Source organism: Paenibacillus sp. FSL M7-1414, from assembly GCF_038003195.1.
GTDB lineage: Bacteria > Bacillota > Bacilli > Paenibacillales > Paenibacillaceae > Paenibacillus > Paenibacillus amylolyticus.
Genome location: NZ_JBBOOS010000001.1, coordinates 1332097 through 1351475, shown reverse-complemented (window position 1 = coordinate 1351475; position 19379 = coordinate 1332097). Strand labels below are relative to the sequence as shown.

At 47.0% G+C, this 19379-nt stretch carries 16 protein-coding genes; 5 read left to right on the top strand and 11 right to left on the bottom strand.

Going from position 1 to position 19379, the window contains the following annotated elements; genetic code table 11:
• Position 1 precedes the first annotated feature (1 nt).
• The 6 genes from MHH92_RS05990 to MHH92_RS05965 form a co-directional block, all read right to left on the bottom strand.
• The gene (locus MHH92_RS05990) at positions 2–1024 is read right to left on the bottom strand and encodes a carbohydrate-binding family 9-like protein (RefSeq protein WP_253506161.1); all 1023 of its coding nucleotides are present in this window, start codon (positions 1022–1024) and stop codon (positions 2–4) included.
• 63 nt (positions 1025–1087) lie between these two features.
• Positions 1088–2374 carry an alpha-L-fucosidase gene (locus tag MHH92_RS05985; protein WP_253506159.1) on the bottom strand — a complete coding sequence of 429 codons (1287 nt, stop codon included), beginning with the start codon at positions 2372–2374 and terminating at the stop codon, positions 1088–1090.
• A gap of 107 nt (positions 2375–2481) precedes the next feature.
• On the bottom strand, positions 2482–4077 hold the full coding sequence (locus tag MHH92_RS05980) for an extracellular solute-binding protein (RefSeq protein ID WP_253506157.1): 1596 nt from the start codon (positions 4075–4077) through the stop codon (positions 2482–2484).
• A 41-nt stretch (positions 4078–4118) separates the two neighbouring features.
• On the bottom strand, positions 4119–5027 hold the full coding sequence (locus tag MHH92_RS05975; protein ID WP_253506155.1) for a carbohydrate ABC transporter permease: 909 nt from the start codon (positions 5025–5027) through the stop codon (positions 4119–4121).
• A gap of 15 nt (positions 5028–5042) precedes the next feature.
• Entirely contained in the window at positions 5043–6014 is a 972-nt protein-coding gene (locus MHH92_RS05970; protein WP_100528714.1) for an ABC transporter permease, read from the bottom strand.
• 934 nt (positions 6015–6948) lie between these two features.
• On the bottom strand, positions 6949–7872 hold the full coding sequence (locus MHH92_RS05965; RefSeq protein ID WP_253506153.1) for an S-layer homology domain-containing protein: 924 nt from the start codon (positions 7870–7872) through the stop codon (positions 6949–6951).
• 361 nt (positions 7873–8233) lie between these two features.
• On the opposite strand from MHH92_RS05965, the gene MHH92_RS05960 reads away from it, so the two are divergent.
• The 3 genes from MHH92_RS05960 to MHH92_RS05950 all read left to right on the top strand — a co-directional run bounded on the left by MHH92_RS05960 (position 8234) and on the right by MHH92_RS05950 (position 12391).
• On the top strand, positions 8234–9976 hold the full coding sequence (locus MHH92_RS05960; protein ID WP_253506151.1) for an ABC transporter ATP-binding protein: 1743 nt from the start codon (positions 8234–8236) through the stop codon (positions 9974–9976).
• Positions 9969–11786, top strand: coding sequence for an ABC transporter ATP-binding protein (locus MHH92_RS05955; RefSeq protein WP_253506149.1), 1818 nt, complete (start codon positions 9969–9971; stop codon positions 11784–11786). Before MHH92_RS05960 ends, MHH92_RS05955 begins: the two co-directional genes overlap by 8 nt.
• A 104-nt stretch (positions 11787–11890) precedes the next feature.
• Positions 11891–12391, top strand: a complete 501-nt coding sequence (locus MHH92_RS05950; protein WP_076251342.1) for a hypothetical protein — start codon at positions 11891–11893, stop codon at positions 12389–12391.
• Positions 12392–12425: 34 nt separating this feature from the next.
• Here MHH92_RS05950 and MHH92_RS05945 read toward each other — a convergent pair whose 3' ends face one another.
• On the bottom strand, positions 12426–12857 hold the full coding sequence (locus MHH92_RS05945; RefSeq protein ID WP_253506147.1) for an Lrp/AsnC family transcriptional regulator: 432 nt from the start codon (positions 12855–12857) through the stop codon (positions 12426–12428).
• Positions 12858–12988: 131 nt separating this feature from the next.
• Between MHH92_RS05945 and MHH92_RS05940 the strand changes: the two genes are divergently transcribed.
• Complete coding sequence (locus MHH92_RS05940; RefSeq protein ID WP_253506145.1) at positions 12989–13741, top strand: MBL fold metallo-hydrolase; 753 nt, start codon at positions 12989–12991, stop codon at positions 13739–13741.
• A 543-nt stretch (positions 13742–14284) separates the two neighbouring features.
• Here the strand turns inward: MHH92_RS05940 and MHH92_RS05935 are convergent.
• The 3 genes from MHH92_RS05935 to arfA all read right to left on the bottom strand — a co-directional run bounded on the left by MHH92_RS05935 (position 14285) and on the right by arfA (position 17067).
• Complete coding sequence (locus tag MHH92_RS05935; RefSeq protein ID WP_340902636.1) at positions 14285–14986, bottom strand: IS3 family transposase; 702 nt, start codon at positions 14984–14986, stop codon at positions 14285–14287.
• A gap of 172 nt (positions 14987–15158) precedes the next feature.
• Entirely contained in the window at positions 15159–15476 is a 318-nt protein-coding gene (locus MHH92_RS05930) for a transposase (RefSeq protein WP_074094933.1), read from the bottom strand.
• 85 nt (positions 15477–15561) lie between these two features.
• On the bottom strand, positions 15562–17067 hold the full coding sequence (gene arfA / locus MHH92_RS05925) for an arabinosylfuranosidase ArfA (protein ID WP_100526926.1): 1506 nt from the start codon (positions 17065–17067) through the stop codon (positions 15562–15564).
• 182 nt (positions 17068–17249) lie between these two features.
• Between arfA and MHH92_RS05920 the strand changes: the two genes are divergently transcribed.
• Complete coding sequence (locus MHH92_RS05920; RefSeq protein ID WP_047844139.1) at positions 17250–18155, top strand: ArsR/SmtB family transcription factor; 906 nt, start codon at positions 17250–17252, stop codon at positions 18153–18155.
• A 120-nt stretch (positions 18156–18275) separates the two neighbouring features.
• On the opposite strand, the gene MHH92_RS05915 is transcribed toward MHH92_RS05920, so the two are convergent.
• Positions 18276–19070, bottom strand: a complete 795-nt coding sequence (locus tag MHH92_RS05915) for a C40 family peptidase (protein ID WP_047841902.1) — start codon at positions 19068–19070, stop codon at positions 18276–18278.
• Positions 19071–19379 lie beyond the last annotated feature (309 nt).

Genomic DNA, 19379 nt, shown 5'->3' with positions numbered 1-19379 from the left:
CTCACTCCTTCCACAGCTTTCCGTCTTCCCGAATACAGATCAAGGCCGTTCCGTCCGAAGACGGCGCAGTAATCTGGAAAAGGCTACGAGTCGTTTCAATAACAGGCTCACAGCTCCACGATTCCTCACCCATAAGCAGCTTCACATCCTGTGTAAATTCACCATGGGTTTCATAATAATTGCGTTCACGATAATAGAGCTTGCGAAGCTCCCATTTGATTCGTTCATCTTCCGGCAACTCAAACGACTGATCCGTTCCTTCATCCGAGAATACAACATAACCCCACAACTCTGGATAATGCATGTTGATAATACCCATAGGTGACCAAACCCAGTTGTCCTCCGGATAAGGTTTACCCGTATCTGGATTCAGCACCTTGCGGTACTCGCCGTCCTGTACCTCGGTTTGCCACTCCACACGCGAGAAGTTGACACGCCAGAACTCACCCGGCACAGGTGGACGGTTTCCTTCGGCACATTCCTTCAGACTGGCCCAGGGAATCGCGACTTCCACGCTCCATTTCCGGTTCTCTGCACCAGGTCTGTTCAGTTCCCCATCGATATATACGGCCGTCTTGAGACCGCTGATATCCCAACCGTTAACCGGAGGCCCACCATCCCGATAAGGCTTCACTAATAACAGGTCCCATACCGTATTGAGCGCATTGATCTCGAACTCATAATATTGATGGGAATCCCCGTCGGGATCGATAAAAATCTCGAAGTCATTGTCATAAAAAATAACGGAATCACGTTCAGTCAGGGTAGCCCATATCTGATCTTCAATCAGCTCGGCAGCAAAATAGAAATAGTCGTCATCCCACAGCATTTTTACCCGTGTCTGTTTCTCTGGCTTCGGACGAAGATCCCCTTCGATATCAACGAAATCCTCCGTCCAATGAGCCGCATTCCAAAATGCCTTATCCACACGACCGTCTAACACCAACGGTTCCTGCGCACGCTTGCATATATAATGTTTGGGAGCATACTCAATCCTGGGTTCTGGCACTCCACTTCTGTTCATGTCACTCTCTCCAATTCGTAAGGGAGGGCATGCATCTACCAGCACATGCCCTCCCCGTAATGGTTAGTTATGGGTGACAACGGCTCCAGAGCCGCCGTACATTTCCAGCTCCTCATCGAATTCGAGCTTAAGAACGGTCACCTGTTCATGCGTGTCCTCCGGGGTCATCTTGATCCACGTTGTCCCCGGGATATTGAACCAAGGCACGCCCCCATGAATCTCATGATTCAGCTCTTTGCCCGAATGCAGCACGGTAATTTTCTTGATCGGATTGCAGAGACCCTTGATGCACACATTCTCTTTTGGATCGTCATACACAAACAGGTACAGCGTCTTTCGATCCTCGGATACGGTGCTTCCCCCCAGATAATAGCGAGGCATAATGCCTTCACCCGTACCAAAGACGGCCTCTTCATGGGTTCGGATCCAAGCTCCCAGTCCAAGCAGAATATCCTCCTGCCTCTGATCGATGGTGCCATCTTCACGCGGACCGATATCCAGCAACATATTACCGCCCATCGAAATGCAGTCGCAGAACATTCGAATGATCTGATTTAACGATTTATATTTATGATCGGTTGGCACATAACCCCAAGATCTATTGATCGTGGTGCAGAATTCCCAGGGTCCCTCCGGTCTTGTAATCGGAATGCCTTGCTCAGGCGTTTTGTAATCCCCATAACCTTGAAGGCGGGAGTTGATGATGATATCGGGGTTAAAAGATTGCAGATAATGCTTGAACTCCGGCAGATTCCACTGCTCGGCACTCCGTTCCCAGTCCCCATCAAACCACAGCAGATCCACCTTTCCGTAATTTGTTAAAATCTCTCCCAGTTGATGGTTATTGAATTGCAGGAACTTCTGCCACTTTGCCTGATCCTGAACGCCGTCCACAGGACTTGAATGCCGGTTGACACTGCTGAGATCCTCCGGTACTTTCCCACCTTCATACACGCTAGGATAATCCGGGTGTGACCAATCAATGAGCGAGTAATACATCCCCAGATGAATGCCCTTTTCCCGAATCGCTTCCGTATATTCCCTCACAATGTCCCGATTCGCTGGTGTCTGTTTGACAACATTGAGATCACTATATTGCGTATCCCATAGAGCAACACCGTCATGATGCTTCGTTGTTAATACGGCATACCGGGCACCAGACTTCTCAATCAATTCCGCCCACTTCTCCGCATTGAATTCCGATGCCGTAAAACCATCCAACTGTTTCATATATTCTTCATAGGATATCCTGCCATTATAGAAGGACCAGGATTCCGCAACCCCGTCCACCGCATAGATGCCATAGTGGATGAATATCCCCAGTTTGGCTTCTTCAAACCATTTCTGCATAACGGTCCACATCTCCCCCGAGAATTCTTATATGCGAAAAATTTAATGCAGCTAACAATATTGAAGCTAACTGCTGTCTTTCTGCATGGGATGTACCTCGATAGGCTTTATTGCCCCGAATTCCAGCGGTCATATGCCCCCTGATACAGTTCGATGATACGGTCACTGCCCATTTTCTCCATCTGTGCAATGTACTTATCCCAGTTCTCAAGTGGTTCCTGGCCGGTCACAAACTTCGCTTCCATCTGTTTAACGTACGTATCCAGATCAGACAATAGAGCGGTTGCTTCGCTTTGCTCTTCATTTGTCAAATAAACGTTAGGAAATGGTGCTTTTCCGATAGGTACCAACTTCTCTTGATTTTGCTGGTCAATCCACTCATCAAATTCGGTGCGAAGACCCTTCGCTACATCCGGATCATTAATACCCGGTGTCAAGATACCAAAGTTCGGCGTGATTTTACCGCGGTATTCCTCACGATCACCGCCGCCAGGAACGGGGAGCCACTCTTTAACATGATTTTCCTTGTCTTTGAATTTCCACAGCACACCTTCCGGACCTTGATTGAACAGTGTCGCACCGTCATAGCTGTATAAGTAATCGATCCATCGCATCGTCGCCTCGGGTGACGGGTTGCTGCTTGTAATAGCAAAGGTACCACGAGCCGACATGCCCGGATGCTTGCCGTATACCGGAGAGTCTGGCACCTCGCTCTTCACGGGTGTCATCAGCGGATGATCCGTGCTAGGTTCACCACCGAGTGTGAAGTATGGATGGTAATCGTTGAACAATGCAAGTTTGTTGCTTTCACCTTTAGCTTTTTTCTGATCACCTGTCTGAGAGAAGGTCTCATGATCCAGCAAATCTTCCTTCCACAAGCGGTTCATGAACGTCAGATAACCTTTGTATCCTTCTTCTTGATAAGGATAGTGAACCTTTCCGTCTTTATCGGAATAGATGCCTTCGTTGTACATTCCCCAGAAGCCGAAGAAAAACATGCGAAGATCATCAAGTTTTACAGAAGTAAGCGGAATTTCATCTTGCTGGCCATTGCCATTGGGATCTTCTTCTTTTACACGCTTGAGATACGTATACAATTCTTCCGTAGTCTTGGGCTCTTCTACGTTAAGTGCCTTCAAGAATTCCCCGTTGTACCACATTGGGCCTCTATACCACACGGCGGCTTTATCAATGAATGGGAGTGCATACATATGCCCATCAGGTGTTGTAAATGATTTACGGACATCCGGGTTCTCATCGAGAATCTTTTTGATATTTGGGGCGTAACCTTCATCAATGTATTTTTCCAACGGGATCAGGATGCCCTGGCTGCCATAAGTCACCTGTTCGGCTGGCTTGAGGTCCGCAGCATAGAACATATCCGGCAAGTCTCCGCTCGCGAAAACCAGATTTTTCTTCGTTTCAAAGCTGTCGATTGGTGAGAGCTGGTATTCCAGCTTGATGCCCGACAGTTTCTCCATTTCTTGCAGCACAGGCATCGTGCTCCAGTCGGCTACCCCCGCATCCTGGGACATGACCTTTAACGTTAGCGTTTTGTCTACAATGGGGAAACCTTCTTTTTTGACCCCCTCTACTTTGGTGGTCGTGCTTCCGTCTTCATTGGTTGAACCACAAGCTGCAAGCAATGTTGCGAATAAGGTGAGACAGAGTGTAATGGATGAAGCCTTGCGAAGCTTTTTCATAACAACAACTCCCCTTGTTTAATGTGGTATATGGATTAAGATCATCCCTTAACGGAACCGATCATAACACCCTGTACAAAGTAACGCTGGAGGAATGGATACACCGCAATGACAGGTAGGGTGGCAACAATAATGACGGCATATTTAACCAGTGCAGCGATCTCCGCTTTGGTATTCATCGCCGTGGCTGAAGACGTATCGATAGCGCCTCCCCCTTGAGCCGCCATTTCTTGAAGCACCAGAATCTGGCGCAGAAAGAGCTGTAGCGGGTACTTGGAGGAATCATTCAGATAGATCATGGCACTAAAATAGCTGTTCCAGTGTCCGACTCCATAGAAGAGCGCCATCACTGCAATGATTGGCATCGAAAGCGGGAGCACAATCTTGATGAACAACCGGGTGTTGGTACACCCATCAATATGCGCCGCTTCCTGTAACTCCTTGGGAATGGTCGATTGGAAGAACGTCCGGCATACGATAATATTCCAGATGGATGCAGCCCCGGGCAGAATAAGTGCCCACATGCTGTTCACCATACCAAGATCCTTGACCAGCAGGTAACTTGGGACAAGCCCTCCGCCGAAGAACATCGTTACCATAAACATCGCCATGAAGAATCCGCGTCCCACAAAGTCCGAGCGGCTGAGCGCATAGGCTGCCGGTAGTGTAACAATCAGGTTAACGATGGTGCCTACAACGGTATAGATAATCGTATTTTTGTACCCCATCCAGATGTTGGTGTTCTCAAACACCCGGGCGTAACCTTCAAACGTAATCCCTTTTGGCAGTAGCCACATCTCACCAGAGGCTACATATTTGGGATCACTGATTGAAGCACTGATGATGTATAACAGCGGATACAGCACAATGACGAGCGCTACCGTCAGATAGATGTAATTGCACAATAAGAACAATTTATCACTTCTGCTTTCTTTCACAGCGGATGACATGTGTATTCCCTCCTTTTACCACAGGCTGTTTTCACTGGTGCGGCGTGCAATCTGATTCACGGTAATAAGCAGAATCGCATTCACTACGGAGTTGAACAATCCCACCGCCGTAGAGAAACTGTACTGCGCATCGACCAGACCGGACCGATAGACAAATGTTGAGATGACATCGGACGAGCCCATGTTCAGCGGATTTTGCAGCAGCAGGATTTTCTCGAATCCGACGCCCAGAATACTGCCCATATTCAGAATTAACAAGATGGTGATCGTAGGGATGATCGCTGGAATGTTAATATGCAAAATCCGTTTGAACCGGCTCGCACCATCCACCACAGCCGCTTCATGCAGTTGCGGGTCCACACCCGATAAAGCGGCAAGGTATATAATGGTGCCCCAGCCTGCACTTTGCCAGACTCCTGATAGTACATACACTGTCTTGAACCACGCAGGGTCCGTCAGGAATTGAGGTGCCTGGAATCCAAGGGCCTGTACCAAATTGACAATCATGCCTGACGAGGGTGATAAAAAGGTAATGATCATCCCCGACATCACCACGACCGAAATGAAATGCGGTGCATACGTGACGGTCTGCACAGTACGCTTGAAGAAGGAATCCTTCACTTCATTGAACGCTAACGCCAGAATAATCGGCAGTGGAAAACCTATAGCCAGCTCATACAAGCTGATGCTAAGGGTATTCCATAGTAAATCCCAGAAATAATACGAATTGAAGAAACGGATGAAATGATCGAATCCGACCCATGGGCTTCCTGTGACACCAAGCGTTGGGATAAAGTTTTTAAATGCAATTTGTATGCCGTACATCGGACCATAATGGAATATCAGAAAGTATAAAAAGGCTGGCGCAATAAACAGATACAACTCCCAGTTCCGAATCGTCCTTCTCCATAATTTATTTTTCTTGCTATTCGGAATCGTGTTTACCGTTAAGTTTTGCGTCGAGGGAGACTCCCCATTTAGCTGCATCAGTTGTTTCCTCCTTTTCTAATGAAAATCCGGCCGTTTGTGAGGAAGAGCGAAGCACTCCTGTTTTAATATAAGAAGGAGTTCCGAACCGCGTCTCCATAACGAGCGGATCTGTTCCCCCTCTTTTTTGGTAACGCTTACATACTGAGTTTATGGATCATTTTCGAATCCGTAAATATGCCATTTCCATCTTCACTTCTAAAATCACGGAATATACTGTTACAACAGGGGTTTACACTTTTGTCGCCAGCTTGTCATTGTCATTTCGGGGGTATAAAACATGTAGAATTTGACCCATTTCCCTCCTGTAGTTGTCATTGAGAGTTTCATCACATGAACTTGAAAGATGTCAGATCCGAACTTAGGTTAGAAAACAGACCTTAAAGTCAAAACCCACATATACGCATGGGACACGGTATTGATGTCAACAGCCATCATACTGAATTTTAAGGTTTGCAGGTTTCAAGGTTTTACCGACGTGATACAATGTAATATTATCTATCATACATCTCTCGCAAACTACAAGCCTGTAATGGCTTGCCTTTATTCTATATTTCTCCTCCCTCTTTCGTATATATGTTGTTTTTATCTTTGCCTTCAGGATACATAAACGCTTATAAACACTAGTAATTTGGAGTCATATATGTAAATTTTGCACAAGGTGTGGAATCTGAAAACAGTAGATATTTCGGAAAAGACCATTAAAAAAAGCCATTCCGCTAACACGAACTGGCTTTACATCCTAAGTAGATATCCATTTCTTTATAAAAAAGCGACAGGATTAATTACACTAAATGTAATATAAATAATCATATGAAAACCTGTGTACAGTTTCAACTCAAATAAAAAACCACTCTCCATACATGTATGGAGAGTGGTTTGGAAGATACACATCCGTTTTAACCATGTTCAGTTTGTAGGGTTTGCAGTGAATTTACTTACCAGAAGGTTGAGCTTCTGCTGTATACCCTGTTGGGATATCCGTTTCTGCAGTCACATTGGTGATAACCATCGGATACATCATGTCTGGATCAGGTTGAATAATGGAATAGAGCACGATAGCGCGTCCATCCTTCTCCAATTTCACATCATCAATCTTCAATCCATAACCAGGATGCGGCATTTCAGCACTGAGTTTAACTTTGGTTGTTTTGTCATCAACCTTTGTCGTTGTTACTTCAGGTACAATCGCTTGTTGGCCTTCACCTGGATTGGTTGGAGTTGGCTCTGCTGAGCCGCCATTGCCGTGTTTATCCACAAATTCGAGTGCATTAAAGATCATGCTTGCAGCCTCCATACGGGTAAGCGACTGATCTGGACGGAAATTCCCGTCCTTATCCAGTTCAATGATGTTCATGTTCAGCAGGTTCTGGACTGCAGATATGGCGTCCTTACCGATTTTATTTTCGTCCTTAACAAGATTATACTTCATGATGACCGGATAATTCCCGGTTGTGTTAATCCCTTCATTCAGCAAAATGACAAACAGTTCACGCGTCATCTTGCCCTGCGGGTTCACTTCCACCGGAATGGACAGTCCATTCTGAGTAGCGGCCTGCACCGCATCGGCATACCACGTATCCGGACTGATTTTATTCTGAGCGGATGCTTCCGCAAATTCATTTTTCAGACCAAATGCGTTCACAATCAGTTGAACACCCTGTGGCTCGGACAATGCGATATCTGGACGGAACAGATCCGCTGTTACTCCGCTAACAATGCCTTTTGATTTCAATGAATCCACAATCGACTTCTGACCTTCATCCTTCACATCTGTGAAAGCAAATACCGATGCACCTCCTGCTGTCAAAGAAACGCAGAGCGCAAGTGTTGCAGCCAATCCTTTTTTATGTTTCATTTCCTGGCACCTCCATATGATTAGTAAAGCCTATTTTTTACCTCTTCATTCCTACAGACGGGGCATCCCTAGAAAATGTTTCAGTAATTTCGACAAATGGTGAATACAACACGAGAACATGGCATAGAACTCTTCTCCGCGTTCACTAGTCCAAGCCACCAGCTTTTGCTAACTGGCTTCGTTGACATTGATTCGGATTAGCGCAAAAATAAGAATAGAGAAATCTATCGGATGACGGATAAACAACGAACTAGATCGCATACAGTAAGAGGGCACGACGCGCTAATAACAGGTGTCGGCCCTTTTCTTGACTCCACCTGCCTGAACTGACTTCACCTATAACAAAAGGAGAACAACGCTTATGTCCAAGAAAGGATTACTTCGCGGTTATGTTGTGTCGAACTGGCCTGTTTATCTGGTTGCTGTTCTTCTGATTATTGCCTCCAATGTCGGGCAAGCATCCCTGCCCCGCATACTCGGCAGTTTCACGGATCAGTTGATGCAGAACTCTCTTCAGATGCAGACGGTCGTAAGGTACAGCCTGTCCCTTCTGGCTATTGCCATCGGGTATAATCTGCTGTTCGGTACCGGGCAATTCATGATTATGAAGCTCGGTCGACGCTTCGAATTCATGACGCGTGAGCGTATATTCAGTAAGTTTTCCGAACTTAGCGAACATTATTTCTCCAAACAGGGAAACGGAAAACTCCTCAGTTATGTCATGAATGACGTTACTTCCGTTCGTGAAGCGATCTCCAATGGCGTGACACTCATGACCAATGCCACCTTCCTGCTGTTGTCCTGCATTGTCATGATGCTGCTTAGCGGGATTCCGTTGACGCTCATTCTAATCAGTGTTGTTCCTTTGCTGGCGATTCCATTTCTGGTCGTGTTTTTTGGTCCGCGGATTCGCAAGCGCTCTCGCGACGTGCAGGAAGCTCTTGCTACCATGACGGAATCGGCGGAAGAGCAGCTAGGTGGCATTCGCGTAACCAAGACGTTTGCCATCGAAGACAGTGCTCGTGCACGCTTTGGAACTACCGTCGATGCAATCAAGAGCAAGCAGCTTCGACTGGTTCGTCTGTCTTCCTTGTTTCAAGCCTTGCTCCCGCTGCTGGGAGCCATCTCATTGGTCGTTTCTCTGCTTGTCGGAGGTATTATGACCATGCAGAATTCTATTACACTCGGGAGTTTTGTCGCCTTAACCTTATATCTGCGCATTATTATGGGACCGCTTCAACAGATCGGTAATGTCATTAATACCGTTCAGCGCTCGGGCGCATCCCTGGAGCGGGTGAATGACCTGCTCAGCGAAGTAGCGGATGTACGCGAACTCCCTGAAGCCACAGCGCTCCAAACCGTACAAGATATCACCATGGAGAATCTAACTTTCTCCTACCCTGGCAGTTCATCTCCTTCTCTCAAAAACATTCAACTCAATATCCGTGCCGGGCGAACGGTCGGTATTGTAGGCAAGACCGGCTCAGGTAAAAGTACCCTCGTTAAGCTATTGCTGCGTACATATGAACCACCTGAAGGAACAATCCGCATCAATGGTACCGATATTCGGCAGCTGTCGCTGGAAAGTCTAAGATCGCGCATCGCCTATGTCCCTCAGGATGGATTCCTGTTTAGTACCACCATCCGGGATAACATCGCATTTAGCGACCGGGAAGTATCGCTGGATACAGTGGAACATAGTGCACGACAAGCCATGATCTATGATAATATTGTCCGTTTTCCTGATCGCTTCGATACACTGCTTGGCGAACGTGGACTCACCCTGTCTGGTGGACAACGTCAGAGAACCAGCCTTGCAAGAGGACTGATCAAACAAGCACAGTTACTTATTCTGGATGACAGCATGAGTGCGGTTGATGCTGTCACCGAGAGTGGTATTCTGCGCAGTTTGCGCGAGATCGGCAAGGGCAAGACTACATTAATCATCTCTCACCGCATCAGCGCGGTCCGTCATGCGGACGATATTATTGTTCTGGATGAAGGGCGAGTCGCTGAACAGGGAACACATGCGCAGTTGATGGCTGCCAAGGGGTTATATGCGGCCACCTACCGTTTGCAGGAGGAGGGATTACATCATGTCTAACGATAACGCTGAACTTCACCCAGACGCAGAAGACGATCAGAGTAAACGAACTTCGTTTAAAGCGATGATGGCATACGCCAAACCTCATAAATGGGCTTTTGCCGGTATCTTCTTCTGCTCACTGCTTGGCATATCGGCAGATCTGCTGCAACCCTATCTGGTGAAGATCGCCATCGATGATCATCTGGCCGTGGGCCAGACCAGTGTGGGCTTTCTCGTTCAGCTCGCAGCCATCTTTCTTGGGCTGGCTGTCATTAGTTTTATTTTTACCTATATCCAGAATAATCTGTTGCAGCACGTGGGACAGAACATTGTATCCCGGATCAGAAAAGACTTGTTCAAACATATCTCCAAGATGTCCATGTCCTTCTTTGACCGTTTTCATATCGGCAGTCTGGTCACGAACGTATCCAGTGATACGGAGACCATCAGCAGCTTTTTCACTCAAGTACTGCTCAGTCTGATTCGGGATGGCATGATGCTGGTGCTCATTATCGTCTTTATGTTCCAACTTGATCCTGTGCTGGCGACATACTCCCTGATCGTTCTGCCTGTCATTGCGGTGGTTGCGGTATTATTCCGTAGTCGACTGCGAAAAGCTTATCAAAATGCCCGCACGCGTCTTTCCCGTCTGATCGCATTTACGGCGGAGAACTTGTCCGGCATGTTCCTGATTCAAGCTTTTCACCAGGAGGAAGAACAGAAGAAACGTTTCTCGGAACAGAACGCACTTCACTTGAAAGCTAATATTGTTCAAGCCCGCTCCAATGTCATCTTCAACCGAACGTTTGATATCCTTGGCAATGCAGCACTGGTCATGATGGTCTGGCTTGGAGGTCGCGCCGTATTGGGTGAGTCCCTGCAAGTCGGGGTATTGTATGCGTTTATCAGCTATATCCGCCAGTTCTTTCAACCGATTAACCAGATTACGATGCAATGGAATACATTCCAGTCCACGACCGTATCGATGGATCGCATCTGGAACATTCTGAATACACGGCCTGAAGTTGCTGATCCCAAACCCGGTATGGCCTCCTCTCTTGAACCACAAAATGTGATGGGCCAGATTGATTTTAATGATGTGTCGTTTGGTTATCGGGCAGACCGGCCCTTGATCCAACAGATGAACCTGCACCTCTATCCGGGTGAAATGGTAGGTATCGTGGGCACAACAGGTGCTGGCAAAAGTACACTGATCTCCCTGCTCAATCGCTTCTATGATGTAAACAAGGGCAGTATCGAGATTGATGGTACCGATATTCGGCATCTGCCGCAGGCTAAGCTTCATCGGATCGTGGGTCTGATTCAACAGGAACCCTTCCTGTTCTCCGGTTCCATTATTGATAATGTGAGAATGTTTCGTGAGGATATTACGCGAGAGCAGGCAATTGAGGCCTGCCGGTTTGTCGGGGCACATGCGATGATTTCACGTTTGCCACAAGGATATGATACACATCTATCCGAACGCGGAAGCGGACTATCCGCCGGGGAACGGCAATTGATTTCATTTGCCCGGATCGTGGTGTTCCAGCCCCGAGTGCTCATCCTGGATGAGGCAACCGCCAATCTGGACTCACACACGGAACAGCTTGTGCAGCAGGCGCTGGAATCGGTGTCCCAGGGACGCACCACCATTGTCATTGCTCATCGCCTGTCTACGGTGATGCATGCTGATCGAATTCTGGTGATGGAGAATGGTGAGATTGTGGAGGAAGGACCGCACCAGGAACTAATCGCAGCCAAAGGTGTATATGCAGACTTGTACACCCATGCGCGTGATGCAGGTAAAAATTCAGCTATATCAGGGTAATGAACCTGAGTTATAGTAAATACAGAACGTTGAACATGCCGCTCTGCTTATGCAGGCGGCACGTTTGGCATATCGATCAGCATTGTTAATTAGGAGGAACATCTATGCAACAACCCGAAACACCCAAGCGTGACCATCAGCAGATTCGTTACCAACGCAGCACAGCTCTATGGAAGGGAAGTCTATGCTTCCTTTTCCTTCTCTTGTGCGTGAGCTTATTATGGATCATCGTGGACGGACAAGCCGAAAGACTGGAGACCATATACTATTCCATTGCAGCCGTGCTGGGTATGTGGTTGATCGGACCGCTGTTCTTCATGTTTGTGTCACGACTAACCAAAACCCCTGCCGTGTTGTTATCCTGGGATGATGATGCGTTAAGCACGGGCAAACGTAAGATTGCTTGGAGCCAGATTCGCAAAGTCGAACTCGCCTCACCTGCCCGCAGCAAGTGGCTCCTGTCCGCTTCTCCCATGTTTGTCCTGTACTTAAAGGACGGCACACGGTCTCATATTCAGACAGATCATCTGCTGAGCAAAAAAGAGCTGAACCAGGCTGTGACTTTGCTTCAGGAGACTTTGCAGGAACAGAAACAAGATCGTTGAGTACCGGGATGGATGAGGACAAGCTCCCCACACATCACTGTGATTTCTCTACACCTATGGACAGGCTGACTTTGTAATTGCCGTAGGGCAGTAATGCTTCAAGCAGTTGACCCAGCTGCTCTGTGGTGCCGGTCTGCACTCTCATCAGATAACAGCCTTCTCCGCTAACGCGATGGACTTCAACGATGTCCTTACGATCAGCAATGAATGTACGAAAGGCAGCGTGTCTGTCGCCTGAGTTCAAAAAAACCGTGACAAATGCCTGTAGGCCGAGGCCAAGGCGTTCCGGGTTCCATTTTACCGTATACCCTTCAATTACACCCAGATCTTGCAGCTTGCGCACTCTTGCACCAACGGCCTGTCCTGTGAGATGAACCGCTTCACCGATCTCTTTGTGAGAACGTTTGGCATCCTGAATCAGAATCTGCAAAATACGTATATCTGTGTCATCTACCATTTCATTCATCTTGCTTCAGCAATCCTTTCACGGTGAAATTAGTGTGGCCTAATTCCATTCATCATGTTATGTACGCCGTTAAACGGGTTGTATACCATATAGGGTAATACTATTAAACAACTCGAAGGAGTGCAAATATAATGAAAATTCAACTGATTCGCAATGCTACACTGTGGCTGGAATACGGAGGACTGAACATTCTCGTTGATCCGATGTTGATGGACGCCGAAGTCATGCCTGCATTCCCGAACACACCCAATGAGCTACGTAATCCGAGAGTCGGTCTGCCTGAACTCGAAACGGATTATCTGAATCCGGATCTGTTGATTGTGACACACACCCATCTGGACCACTGGGATGAAGCCGCGGCGAAACAACTTGGCAAAGACATTCCCCTGATCTGCCAGCCTGGGGACGAGAATGTATTTCTGGAGGCTGGATTCACGAATGTAACAGCTGTAGATGAAAAACATGAGCATCACTCTGTCCGATTCGCCCGTACATCCGGGCATCATGGCACAGGTGAAATCGGCGAACGTATGGGCAAGGTGTCCGGCTTCGTACTTGAAGCAGATGGAGAACCTGTCACCTATATTGCGGGGGATACCATCTGGTGTGAAGAACCTGCTGAGGCCATCCGCCAATATACGCCTGAAGTCATTGTCGTGAATGCCGGAGGTGCACGCTTCGTGGAGGGTGATCCCATTACAATGGACGGGCCTGACGTTGTCGCCGTGAAGCGCCATGCGCCATCTGCTCATGTCATCGCTGTGCACATGGATGCGATTAACCATTGTGTGATGTCTCGTACGGATCTTGCGACTTATCTGGCATCCGAGCAGATGGATGGTCAGGTGCTCATCCCACGTGACGGCGAAAGTTTTGAGTTTTAAATTGAAGCGGAAGCTACGCTGAAGCAAAGCAGAAGAGAAATAACCTTTTCACACAGGTGGGTGGATTGTAACGAACTCAGCACACGTTATTAGTCTGTTTTCAGCTAATCTGATATCCTAACGAATCCTAGACATGTTATTTCCGCTCTGGGCATGCTTTTACCTAGATTTATCCATCATTTTGCCAGAATAACGTGTCTCCGATTCATTAAGTTTCTAATATAGCAATAATCGGCACAATAAGGTGTCCTAGATTCGTTGGCGCGTATGCGTATGGCAGGACCGTGTACTTCATTTTCAACACACGCCGTTACCTAACTTATATGCTATCTTGTCTGCCACATCATTACTCATGTCTCCCATGCCTTCCTTTTCCCTATAAAATACAACGAAAAAAAGCTGAATGCGATGAACTCGCATCCAGCTTTTTTGATTGAAAGAACACGCTGATCCTCTGAGCCGCTGGCTTCCTTCTCGGGCATCAAGCCTGCCATTGCGCTCCAACGTGTCCCATCCCTTGGACCTATGTCAAAAAAGTAGACACTACGCTGCGGATTTGTCCGTAAAATTCATCGCAAAACGAGCAGGGGAAAGATACCCTAGTGCGCCATGCATTCGCTTGCGGTTGTAATAGAACTCAATGTACTGGTAGATGGCAGTATAAGCCTCTTCCGGCGTCTTAAAACGAGGGTTGCAGTAAATGAGTTCCTTCTTTAAAATACTGTGCCATGACTCAATACAGGCGTTATCATAACAGTTTCCTCGGCGGCTCATGCTTGATTCCATTCCGTATGATTTTAGTTGCTCCACGTATTCTTTTGACGTGTATTGAGAGCCGCGATCTGAGTGATGGAGTAATCCCCGAGCGGGGCGTTTGGCCTTATAAGCTTCCTCCAGTGCACCCATCACCAAACTGGTTTCCATATGGTTATATAGACGCCAGCCTACAATTTCACGTGTGCACAAATCCAGAACGCTGGCGAGATATAGACGACCTCCTCGGCAAGGAATGTAGGTGATGTCGGTAACCCATACCTTATTCGGTTTGGACGTTTTAAATTGCTGATTCAGCGTATTTGGCGCAAGGGGATGGTCGTGTTTGGAATCCGTCGTCTGAACGCGATATTTGGGCATGACCACAGAACGTAGATTCATTTGACGCATGTATATACTGACGGTACGTGAAGAGATTCGCAGCCCTTCTAAATGGAGCAGATACGTAATTTTAGGGCTTCCACACCGCATCTGGTGGTCGTAAAATGATAGCGAATACGCTTCATGACCTCGTCTTTACGGTTCTGCCGCATGCTGGTTCGGTCCATTCGCCATTTGTAATATCCGCTCCGTGATACTTGAAAGGTTCTGCACATCTTCTCCAAAGAAAACTCGGAGCGATGATCTTCCACAAACTGAAATCTTAGCTCTTTGGTTTGCTGAAAATGTGCACTGCTTTTTTTACAATCGCCAGTTCTTCTTGTGTATCCGCAAGCGTGTGATCTTTCTCTTGAAGCAACCGGCGCATCTCTTGAAGCTCTGCTTCCAGTTCCTTCACTCGATCTACGCTGGCAACAGGCTCATGTTTTAGTTCGCGGTACTTACTCATCCATTGGTGCAACGTACTTTTTGGAATGTTGAGTTCTTCTGCCAAATCTCCAAGTGTCTTCGTCTGCTCTTGAATGAATTTGACCGTTTGTTTTTTGAATTCTTCGTTATATCGTTGCCGCTGTTCTCCCATGTGGACACCTCCGTTAGTCTTATTATCCTTCCGTCCGTTAACGGGTGTCCACTTTTTATTCTAGCTCCACCTTTATGCTAATCCATTACTGAACTTTCAAACGAATCACGTTCCATGATGCTTTTGCCAAGCTCGCCGTAATCAGGGTATCAGATACAACTGCACCCCCGCGATTATGAGGAGCAACGCGGTTTGGTTGTGCTGCCGTATTAGATGCTTTGAGATCATCACTTTCCAGCACGATATGCTCGATCACGGTACACTTCCCGAAGCTGCGCAGGTCCACCTCGAGCGGAAGGGATTCTTCCAGATGACGGTTGACTGCAAATACAGTCACTTCACCCTGCTCTTCGTTATGAACCGCAATAGCTTCCAGATAAGGAACATCTGTGATTTGTTTTGTATCGTATTTTGGAGACTGGATCAATGGCACCAATGCTGTTCCACGCCCGAAGAGGGACGTATGCATGAATGGATAGAAGATTGTCTGTCTCCATGAACCACCACCCGTATCTGTCATGATCGGCGCAATCACGTTAACGAGTTGTGCCAGACAGGCCATTTTAACCCGATCCGCATGTTTGAGCATACTGATCAACATACAACCAACAAGCAGCGCATCCTCATGATTGTAGATATCCTCCAGCTGTGGCGGAGCAATCTGCCAAGGGTCCATCTTCGAATCATTTTCATTGGAGTGATACCATACATTCCACTCATCAAAGGACAGATACATCGTCTTTTTGCTACGTTTCTTCGCTTTGATATAATCACAAGTCGCCTTCACGGTATCGATAAAACGATCCATTTCAAGCGAGCGTGCCAGGAACGTTGGCGTATCTTGCTCTTGATTGCCGTAGTATTGATGCAAGGACAGATACTCCACGTGATCATACGTATGATCCAGCACCGTTGCTTCCCATTCCGGGAACGATGGCATATTCAGATTCGAACTTCCGCAGGCTACCAGCTCAATCGTCGGATCCGTCCACTTCATGACTTTTGCCGCTTCAACGGCTAACCGTCCATACTCATCTGCCGTTTTGTGACCAATCTGCCAAGGACCATCCATCTCGTTGCCCAGACACCATGTTTTGATCGCATGTGGCTGCTTGTATCCATGCTTGATGCGAAGATCACTATAGTACGAACCTTCCGGATGGTTGCTGTACTCTACAATGTTGCGAGCTGCATCCGTACCCCGTGTTCCCAGATTGACCGCCATCATCACTTCAGAATTAGCCTGTTTTGCCCAGTCCACGAATTCGTTGAAGCCAAATTCATTGGTCTCAATCGTTCTCCAGGCCAGTTCCAGTCTGCGTTTGCGTTCTGACACAGGTCCAACCGAATCTTCCCAATTGTAACCGGATACAAAATTACCTCCAGGATAACGTACAATCGGTACATTCAACTCTTTGACCATCTCCAGCACATCCGTGCGGAAACCCTGTTCATTCGCTGATGGATGCCCCGGCTCGTAAATCCCGCCATAGACTGCACGTCCCAAATGCTCAATAAATGATCCGTACAATCGCTTATCCACTACACCAATAGTAAAATCTTTATCTACCGTCATTTTTGCTTTTTCCATAATGAATTTCAACTCCCTAAGATTAATATAAAAATTAATTGATATTCTATGGATCAACGTTCATATTTATATTAAAATCGATTATAGCCTTAATTTCAACCTGAATTTTGCAAAATGTTATTCTTTTTACTGAATTTATGTTTAACTTAATTCTATACAGATAAAATGGAGGAACAACTGTGATCAGAGCAAATACCGATGCCGAATGGCTACCCCTATATGAAGCACTTGCCAGTGAAGTCCGTCTACAGATCATCCGCCTTGTTGCAGAGACTCCGATGAATGTGAAAGACCTTGCTGCTTCACTGGGTCTGAGTAGTGCCATCGTGACCATGCATGTCCGCAAACTTCAGGATGTGGGCATTATTCAGTCCAAAATGATACGCAAAGACGGCGGCACACATAAAATGAACAGCCTTGCTGTAGACTGGATTGGCATCTCCATGCCCCAAGAAAGCGGGACAGCCCGCAAGCTCCATGAGGTTTCCGTCCCTGTGGGACACTACACCCACTTCGACGTTTATCCGACATGTGGTCTGGCTACGTCCAATCATGTTATCGGTCAGTATGATGACCCTCGTTATTTTCTTGACCCCGAGCGGATGCATGCCCATATTCTATGGTTTGGCCGTGGATTTGTGGAGTACAAAATTCCAAACTATATCTTATCCGGACAGCAGATCAATGCGATTGAATTGTCCCTCGAGATCGGGTCAGAAGCCCCTTCGGTGAATCCGAATTGGCCCTCGGATATTACATTCATGCTGAATGGCATCCGATTAGGGGAATGGACAAGCCCTGGAGATTCAGGCAACGGACGTGGCATGTTCACCCCGGAATGGTGGAGTGACAGTGTCAATCAGTACGGCATGCTCAAGGTACTGCGAATTACCAATGAGGGTACGTTTATTGATGGACAACATCTATCCGACATTACACTCGCAGATATCCCGGTCGAACGCAACCAATGGACTCTTCGTCTTTCGGTGGAGGAAGATGCTCAGCATGTAGGCGGTCTTACCTTATATGGTGAGGGATTCGGCAACTACAATCAGGATATCCTGTTCCGGCTGTACTATCACGATTGAGTTCTTCAAAATAATAAATAACACCAAAACACCTCCCACTCGCCTGTCAAAGGCAGAATGGGAGGTGTTTTGTATGCATATGAACATGCGTGGATTATTTAAGAAGGTTCTTGTTTCAACCTACAGCGCACTGCCACCAAACAGGAAGCGATACTCCCAGTGTTTGCCGGAGATATCACTAGTTGTTACACCACCGCCAGCGTTGGAATACGTATGTAATACCTTGCCGTTGCCCAGGTAAATCCCTGTGTGCGTAATGGTTGCGCTAGATTTATTCACGCCCGAATACGATGATGCAGAGCTGCCTTTATACGACATGAAATACATCAGATCACCGCGTTTCAGGTTTTTCCAGTTCGTCTGAACTGTACCCTTGGCTTTTACATAGTCTCCCTGTTTGCGGGAATCCGCTGGAAGCTTGATGCCCAGTGCATCAATGAAGGCCTGGCGTACAAAGCTGGAACAGTCAAAAGTAGCTGTGCTGTTACGACTGGCTCCGAACTCATAAGGTGTTCCCAAATATTTCATTCCCGCTGCAATCACTTTTTCTACAGACGCATTGCCGGTCACCGATGTACCACTATTCGAACCCGATCCGCTTGTGCCGCCACTAATCGCTTGTGTGTATTTGGATGAAGAAGATATGTAGCCTGTCCGGTTAGCAGAATCCTTAATCTTATACCAATCCGAACCGGATTGCTGAAGCACCGTTACCGTTTCCCCTTTAGCAACCAAGCGAACAATCTTCGCAGAAGAAGAAGGTGTTGTGCGTAGGTTTACGCCCCAAATTACTTTTACTTGTGAATTGTTAACAGCAGCTGCCGATACCTGTGCCGTTAGTGCTCCTGTCGTCAGACTTCCCATCAGCATCGTTGCTGTGACACTTGCCGTAATAATCGTTTTTTTCCAGTTCATGATGTCGAGTTCCCCCTGATGTTACAGAATTTTAACCTGGCTTGGTTCTCCCGGGCTTGCCCCATTGTAAACGGGCTATCCATAACGTTCATCAGTCGAAAGTCCTGTATTGATATAGGCGAACTTGAGCACTAAGTATCAGGGTGTGTCCATAATCTACTGGAAAAATTCACTGCTGATCCCTTCTTTTTGAAAGGTTAAATTATTGTAACTATTTGATATGCTTCATTTTACCGCGATAAAAGAGTTAGGTCGTTTCTCATTCAGGATATATGCCATATGACCTAGATTTTAATGTTTATAATATCA

What these genes read in the sequence shown, in the direction of transcription:
- MHH92_RS05990 (WP_253506161.1), bottom strand. Translation starts at nt 1,024, where the DNA reads ATGAACAGAAGTGGAGTGCCAGAACCCAGGATTGAGTATGCTCCCAAA.
- MHH92_RS05985 (WP_253506159.1), bottom strand. Translation starts at nt 2,374, where the DNA reads ATGCAGAAATGGTTTGAAGAAGCCAAACTGGGGATATTCATCCACTAT.
- MHH92_RS05980 (WP_253506157.1), bottom strand. Translation starts at nt 4,077, where the DNA reads ATGAAAAAGCTTCGCAAGGCTTCATCCATTACACTCTGTCTCACCTTA.
- MHH92_RS05975 (WP_253506155.1), bottom strand. Translation starts at nt 5,027, where the DNA reads ATGTCATCCGCTGTGAAAGAAAGCAGAAGTGATAAATTGTTCTTATTG.
- MHH92_RS05970 (WP_100528714.1), bottom strand. Translation starts at nt 6,014, where the DNA reads ATGCAGCTAAATGGGGAGTCTCCCTCGACGCAAAACTTAACGGTAAAC.
- MHH92_RS05965 (WP_253506153.1), bottom strand. Translation starts at nt 7,872, where the DNA reads ATGAAACATAAAAAAGGATTGGCTGCAACACTTGCGCTCTGCGTTTCT.
- MHH92_RS05960 (WP_253506151.1), top strand. Translation starts at nt 8,234, where the DNA reads ATGTCCAAGAAAGGATTACTTCGCGGTTATGTTGTGTCGAACTGGCCT.
- MHH92_RS05955 (WP_253506149.1), top strand. Translation starts at nt 9,969, where the DNA reads ATGTCTAACGATAACGCTGAACTTCACCCAGACGCAGAAGACGATCAG.
- MHH92_RS05950 (WP_076251342.1), top strand. Translation starts at nt 11,891, where the DNA reads ATGCAACAACCCGAAACACCCAAGCGTGACCATCAGCAGATTCGTTAC.
- MHH92_RS05945 (WP_253506147.1), bottom strand. Translation starts at nt 12,857, where the DNA reads ATGAATGAAATGGTAGATGACACAGATATACGTATTTTGCAGATTCTG.
- MHH92_RS05940 (WP_253506145.1), top strand. Translation starts at nt 12,989, where the DNA reads ATGAAAATTCAACTGATTCGCAATGCTACACTGTGGCTGGAATACGGA.
- MHH92_RS05935 (WP_340902636.1), bottom strand. Translation starts at nt 14,986, where the DNA reads ATGCGGTGTGGAAGCCCTAAAATTACGTATCTGCTCCATTTAGAAGGG.
- MHH92_RS05930 (WP_074094933.1), bottom strand. Translation starts at nt 15,476, where the DNA reads ATGGGAGAACAGCGGCAACGATATAACGAAGAATTCAAAAAACAAACG.
- arfA (WP_100526926.1), bottom strand. Translation starts at nt 17,067, where the DNA reads ATGGAAAAAGCAAAAATGACGGTAGATAAAGATTTTACTATTGGTGTA.
- MHH92_RS05915 (WP_047841902.1), bottom strand. Translation starts at nt 19,070, where the DNA reads ATGAACTGGAAAAAAACGATTATTACGGCAAGTGTCACAGCAACGATG.